At 54.3% G+C, this 5868-nt stretch carries 2 tRNA genes and 3 rRNA genes; all 5 read left to right on the top strand.

Going from position 1 to position 5868, the window contains the following annotated elements:
* The first annotated feature begins 573 nt into the window (after positions 1-573).
* The 5 genes from ASD86_RS04920 (at position 574) to rrf (ending at position 5807) form a co-directional block, all read left to right on the top strand.
* Positions 574-2118: ribosomal RNA gene (locus ASD86_RS04920) — 16S ribosomal RNA — on the top strand.
* Positions 2119-2223: 105 nt separating this feature from the next.
* A tRNA-Ala gene (locus tag ASD86_RS04915) sits at positions 2224-2299 on the top strand.
* Positions 2300-2318: 19 nt separating this feature from the next.
* Positions 2319-2395 (top strand) — tRNA-Ile (locus ASD86_RS04910).
* 260 nt (positions 2396-2655) lie between these two features.
* Positions 2656-5521 (top strand): 23S ribosomal RNA (locus ASD86_RS04905).
* A 171-nt stretch (positions 5522-5692) separates the two neighbouring features.
* Positions 5693-5807: ribosomal RNA gene (rrf, locus tag ASD86_RS04900) — 5S ribosomal RNA — on the top strand.
* The 16S, 23S and 5S rRNA genes sit together here with 2 tRNA genes alongside, the layout of an rRNA operon.
* The last annotated feature ends 61 nt before the right edge of the window (positions 5808-5868 follow it).

Raw genomic sequence — 5868 nt, 5'->3', positions numbered from 1 at the left:
CTTCCCAAGCCCCATTCAGATCTGCATAATGCGCGGCCCCGCTGACCGGTTGATTGGTTGCGGGGGACGCGCAAAAGCAGCGGTTTCGACAGGTGTTGACGGTCTGAAACATTGCTGTAAGATGCGCGGCCCGCTGACCGGTTTGTAGGTGAGTGGGACGCGCGGAAAGCGGCGGTTTCGACAAGTGTTGACGAGTCGAAAACATGCTGTAAGATGCGCGGCCCGGTGAGGTGGAATGCTTCGGAAACGAAGGATTTCGGCGAGTCGGGAAGCAGCAAGAAGTTCGCGAACAGGTGTTGACGTTCACGAAAACTGCTGTATAGTGTGCGGCTCCCTCGGGCACTTCGGTGACGAGACGGAACAAGGCGCTGAGGCCGGTTCCTAAAGATCTTTGACAGTGTGCGCAGGTGACTTGTGCGGGCGTCTGGCGGGTGGATAGTTGTCCATCTTGCAGACGTTCGTAACAGAGTCCAACGATTTAAGAAGCATGCAAATGCATATTGAGTAATTGGCCTGGAACGAAGTCTGCACTCAAAGCATTGATGAAGGCCGCAAGGCTGGAGTCGAAACATTTAAGTGAAGAGTTTGATCCTGGCTCAGAGTGAACGCTGGCGGCAGGCCTAACACATGCAAGTCGAACGGCAGCACAGAGGAGCTTGCTCCTTGGGTGGCGAGTGGCGGACGGGTGAGGAATACGTCGGAATCTGCCTATTTGTGGGGGATAACGTAGGGAAACTTACGCTAATACCGCATACGACCTACGGGTGAAAGCGGAGGACCTTCGGGCTTCGCGCAGATAGATGAGCCGACGTCGGATTAGCTAGTTGGCGGGGTAAAGGCCCACCAAGGCGACGATCCGTAGCTGGTCTGAGAGGATGATCAGCCACACTGGAACTGAGACACGGTCCAGACTCCTACGGGAGGCAGCAGTGGGGAATATTGGACAATGGGCGCAAGCCTGATCCAGCCATGCCGCGTGTGTGAAGAAGGCCTTCGGGTTGTAAAGCACTTTTGTCCGGAAAGAAAAGTTCCCGGTTAATACCCGGGGATCATGACGGTACCGGAAGAATAAGCACCGGCTAACTTCGTGCCAGCAGCCGCGGTAATACGAAGGGTGCAAGCGTTACTCGGAATTACTGGGCGTAAAGCGTGCGTAGGTGGTTTGTTAAGTCTGATGTGAAAGCCCTGGGCTCAACCTGGGAATGGCATTGGAAACTGGCTGACTAGAGTGCGGTAGAGGGTAGTGGAATTCCCGGTGTAGCAGTGAAATGCGTAGATATCGGGAGGAACATCTGTGGCGAAGGCGACTACCTGGACCAGCACTGACACTGAGGCACGAAAGCGTGGGGAGCAAACAGGATTAGATACCCTGGTAGTCCACGCCCTAAACGATGCGAACTGGATGTTGGGAGCAACTTGGCTCTCAGTATCGAAGCTAACGCGTTAAGTTCGCCGCCTGGGAAGTACGGTCGCAAGACTGAAACTCAAAGGAATTGACGGGGGCCCGCACAAGCGGTGGAGTATGTGGTTTAATTCGATGCAACGCGAAGAACCTTACCTGGCCTTGACATCCACGGAACTTTCTAGAGATAGATTGGTGCCTTCGGGAACCGTGAGACAGGTGCTGCATGGCTGTCGTCAGCTCGTGTCGTGAGATGTTGGGTTAAGTCCCGCAACGAGCGCAACCCTTGTCCTTAGTTGCCAGCACGTAATGGTGGGAACTCTAAGGAGACCGCCGGTGACAAACCGGAGGAAGGTGGGGATGACGTCAAGTCATCATGGCCCTTACGGCCAGGGCTACACACGTACTACAATGGTAGGGACAGAGGGCTGCAAACCCGCGAGGGCAAGCCAATCCCAGAAACCCTATCTCAGTCCGGATCGGAGTCTGCAACTCGACTCCGTGAAGTCGGAATCGCTAGTAATCGCAGATCAGCATTGCTGCGGTGAATACGTTCCCGGGCCTTGTACACACCGCCCGTCACACCATGGGAGTTTGTTGCACCAGAAGCAGGTAGCTTAACCTTCGGGAGGGCGCTTGCCACGGTGTGGCCGATGACTGGGGTGAAGTCGTAACAAGGTAGCCGTATCGGAAGGTGCGGCTGGATCACCTCCTTTAGAGACATAAAGACAGCCAATTGCCTGTCCAGACGTCCGCACAAGTGACCTGCATTCAGAGTTCCCGATCGCCACAGGGCGATTGAGGAGTCGTCCCGTTTCGATGGGGCTTTAGCTCAGCTGGGAGAGCACCTGCTTTGCAAGCAGGGGGTCGTCGGTTCGATCCCGACAAGCTCCACCACCTAGCCAGTAGCAGTTTTGGGTCTGTAGCTCAGGTGGTTAGAGCGCGCCCCTGATAAGGGCGAGGCCGGTGGTTCGAGTCCTCCCAGACCCACCACCCTGGTGAAGAGTTAAGGCAAACGACAAGACTTCTGAATTGCGCACACACATAAAGATTTGAAACTGGAAAGGCGCTGAAGCCTTTCAAGTGTTCTTTGAAAAACTGGAATGTAGCGAGCGTTTTGAGACGGAATGTCCATGACGTGTCGTGAGGCTAAGGCGAGTGTCGAAAGACACTTTATTAATTGAGTCGTTATATTCGAGTCCGGGCTTTGTACCCCTGGGCCCGTGTAATTCCGAGGCAACTTGGGGTTATATGGTCAAGCGAATAAGCGCACACGGTGGATGCCTTGGCGGTCAGAGGCGATGAAGGACGTGATAGCCTGCGAAAAGCGCGGGGGAGCTGGCAATAAGCTTTGATCCCGCGATGTCCGAATGGGGAAACCCACCTAGCAATAGGTATCCTGCAGTGAATACATAGCTGCTGGAAGCGAACCCGGAGAACTGAAATATCTAAGTACCCGGAGGAAAAGAAATCAACCGAGATTCCCTAAGTAGTGACGAGCGAACGGGGACTAGCCCTTAAGTTGCATCAGCTTCAGCAAAACGAGTTGGAAAGCTCGGCCATAGAAGGTGACAGCCCTGTATGTGAAGGGGCTGATGCGATGAAATCGAGTAGGGCGGGGCACGAGAAACCCTGTCTGAACATGGGGGGACCATCCTCCAAGGCTAAATACTCCTGACCGACCGATAGTGAACCAGTACCGTGAGGGAAAGGCGAAAAGAACCCTGGTGAAGGGAGTGAAATAGACCCTGAAACCGTGTGCGTACAAGCAGTAGGAGCTCGCAAGAGTGACTGCGTACCTTTTGTATAATGGGTCAGCGACTTACTGTTCGTGGCAAGCTTAACCGTATAGGGGAGGCGAAGGGAAACCGAGTCTGATAAGGGCGCATAGTCGCGGGCAGTAGACCCGAAACCGGGTGATCTAGTCATGCCCAGGGTGAAGGTTGAGTAACATCAACTGGAGGCCCGAACCCACGTCTGTTGCAAAAGACGGGGATGAGGTGTGATTAGGAGTGAAAAGCTAATCGAACCCGGAGATAGCTGGTTCTCCTCGAAAGCTATTTAGGTAGCGCCTCGGACGAATACTGCTGGGGGTAGAGCACTGTTATGGCTAGGGGGTCATTGCGACTTACCAAACCATGGCAAACTCCGAATACCAGCACGTACTATCCGGGAGACACACGGCGGGTGCTAACGTCCGTCGTGAAAAGGGAAACAACCCAGACCCACAGCTAAGGTCCCAAATTTATCGCTAAGTGGTGAACGATGTGGAAAGGCACAGACAGCCAGGAGGTTGGCTTAGAAGCAGCCACCCTTTAAAGAAAGCGTAATAGCTCACTGGTCGAGTCGGTCTGCGCGGAAGATTTAACGGGGCTAAGCGATAAACCGAAGCTTGGGGTGCATCACTTTGTGATGCGCGGTAGAGGAGCGTTCCGTAAGCCGTTGAAGGTGGATTGAGAAGTCTGCTGGAGGTATCGGAAGTGCGAATGCTGACATGAGTAACGATAATGCGGGTGAAAAGCCCGCACGCCGAAAGCCCAAGGTTTCCTTGCGCAACGTTAATCGACGCAGGGTGAGTCGGCCCCTAAGGCGAGGCTGAAAAGCGTAGTCGATGGGAAGCAGGTTAATATTCCTGCACCTCGCGTAAGTGCGATGGAGGGACGGAGAAGGTTAGGCAGGCCAGGCGTTGGTTGTCCTGGTGAGAGAGTTGAGGCGGTTCCCTTTGGCAAATCCGGGGGAGCAACGTTGAGACTAAGGACCGGCCCATTAGGGCTAGGCTGCCGATATCACGCTTCCAGGAAAAGCTCCTAAGCTTCAGCTTACGCAGACCGTACCGTAAACCGACACAGGTGGGCAGGATGAGAATTCTAAGGCGCTTGAGAGAACTCGGGTGAAGGAACTAGGCAAAATAGCACCGTAACTTCGGGAGAAGGTGCGCCCTCCACGGTTAATAGCTGAGGGGGGCCGCAGTGACCAGGCCGCTGCGACTGTTTATCAAAAACACAGCACTCTGCAAACACGAAAGTGGACGTATAGGGTGTGACGCCTGCCCGGTGCTGGAAGGTTAATTGATGGGGTCAGCCGCAAGGCGAAGCTCTTGATCGAAGCCCCAGTAAACGGCGGCCGTAACTATAACGGTCCTAAGGTAGCGAAATTCCTTGTCGGGTAAGTTCCGACCTGCACGAATGGCGTAACGACAGCGGCGCTGTCTCCACCCGAGACTCAGTGAAATTGAAATCGCTGTGAAGATGCAGCGTTCCCGCGGCAAGACGGAAAGACCCCGTGAACCTTTACTATAGCTTTACACTGAACGTTGAGTTCGTCTGTGTAGGATAGGTGGGAGGCTATGAAACCATGGCGCTAGCTGTGGTGGAGCCATCCTTGAAATACCACCCTGTCGTGCTTGACGTTCTAACCTAGGCCCGTTATCCGGGTCAGGGACCGTGTATGGTGGGTAGTTTGACTGGGGCGGTCTCCTCCCAAAGTGTAACGGAGGAGCACGAAGGTACGCTCAGCGCGGTCGGACATCGCGCACTGTGTGCAAAGGCATAAGCGTGCTTGACTGCAAGATCGACGGATCAAGCAGGTACGAAAGTAGGTCTTAGTGATCCGGTGGTTCTGTATGGAAGGGCCATCGCTCAACGGATAAAAGGTACTCCGGGGATAACAGGCTGATACCGCCCAAGAGTTCATATCGACGGCGGTGTTTGGCACCTCGATGTCGGCTCATCACATCCTGGGGCTGTAGTCGGTCCCAAGGGTATGGCTGTTCGCCATTTAAAGTGGTACGCGAGCTGGGTTCAGAACGTCGTGAGACAGTTCGGTCCCTATCTGTCGTGGGCGTTGGAGATTTGAGAGGGGCTGCTCCTAGTACGAGAGGACCGGAGTGGACGAACCTCTGGTGTTCCGGTTGTCACGCCAGTGGCACTGCCGGGTAGCTATGTTCGGAAGCGATAACCGCTGAAAGCATCTAAGCGGGAAGCGCGCCTCAAGATGAGATCTCCCGGGACTTTAAGTCCCCTAAAGGAACCATCAAGACTAGGTGGTTGATAGGCAGGGTGTGTAAGTGCGGCAACGCATTGAGCTAACCTGTACTAATGATCCGTGTGGCTTGACCATATAACCTCAAGTTGCCTTGGCTTCATTGACACGTTAAGACGTTTCTCCCAAAATACTGTTCGCTACATTCCAACTTATTTGCCGACAACGGGGTTCATTCCGTTGAAAGCACACCCACGTGAGCGTGAGCGCAACTTCAATCCACCGAAGCCTGCGACCCTCCACCCTCTCCCTGGTGATAATAGCTGTGTGGCACCACCCGATCCCATCCCGAACTCGGAAGTGAAACGCACATGCGCCGATGGTAGTGTGGCCTAAGCCATGCAAGAGTAGGTCATCGCCAGGGGCTTTACCCTAAAACGCCGCAACCAACTGGTTGCGGCGTTTTTCTTTGCGTGGAATAAAAG

The organism is Lysobacter sp. Root690, assembly GCF_001427785.1.
Taxonomy (GTDB): domain Bacteria; phylum Pseudomonadota; class Gammaproteobacteria; order Xanthomonadales; family Xanthomonadaceae; genus Lysobacter.
Note: the sequence above shows the minus strand (reverse complement) of the source record. Positions and strands in the feature narration are given on the sequence as shown.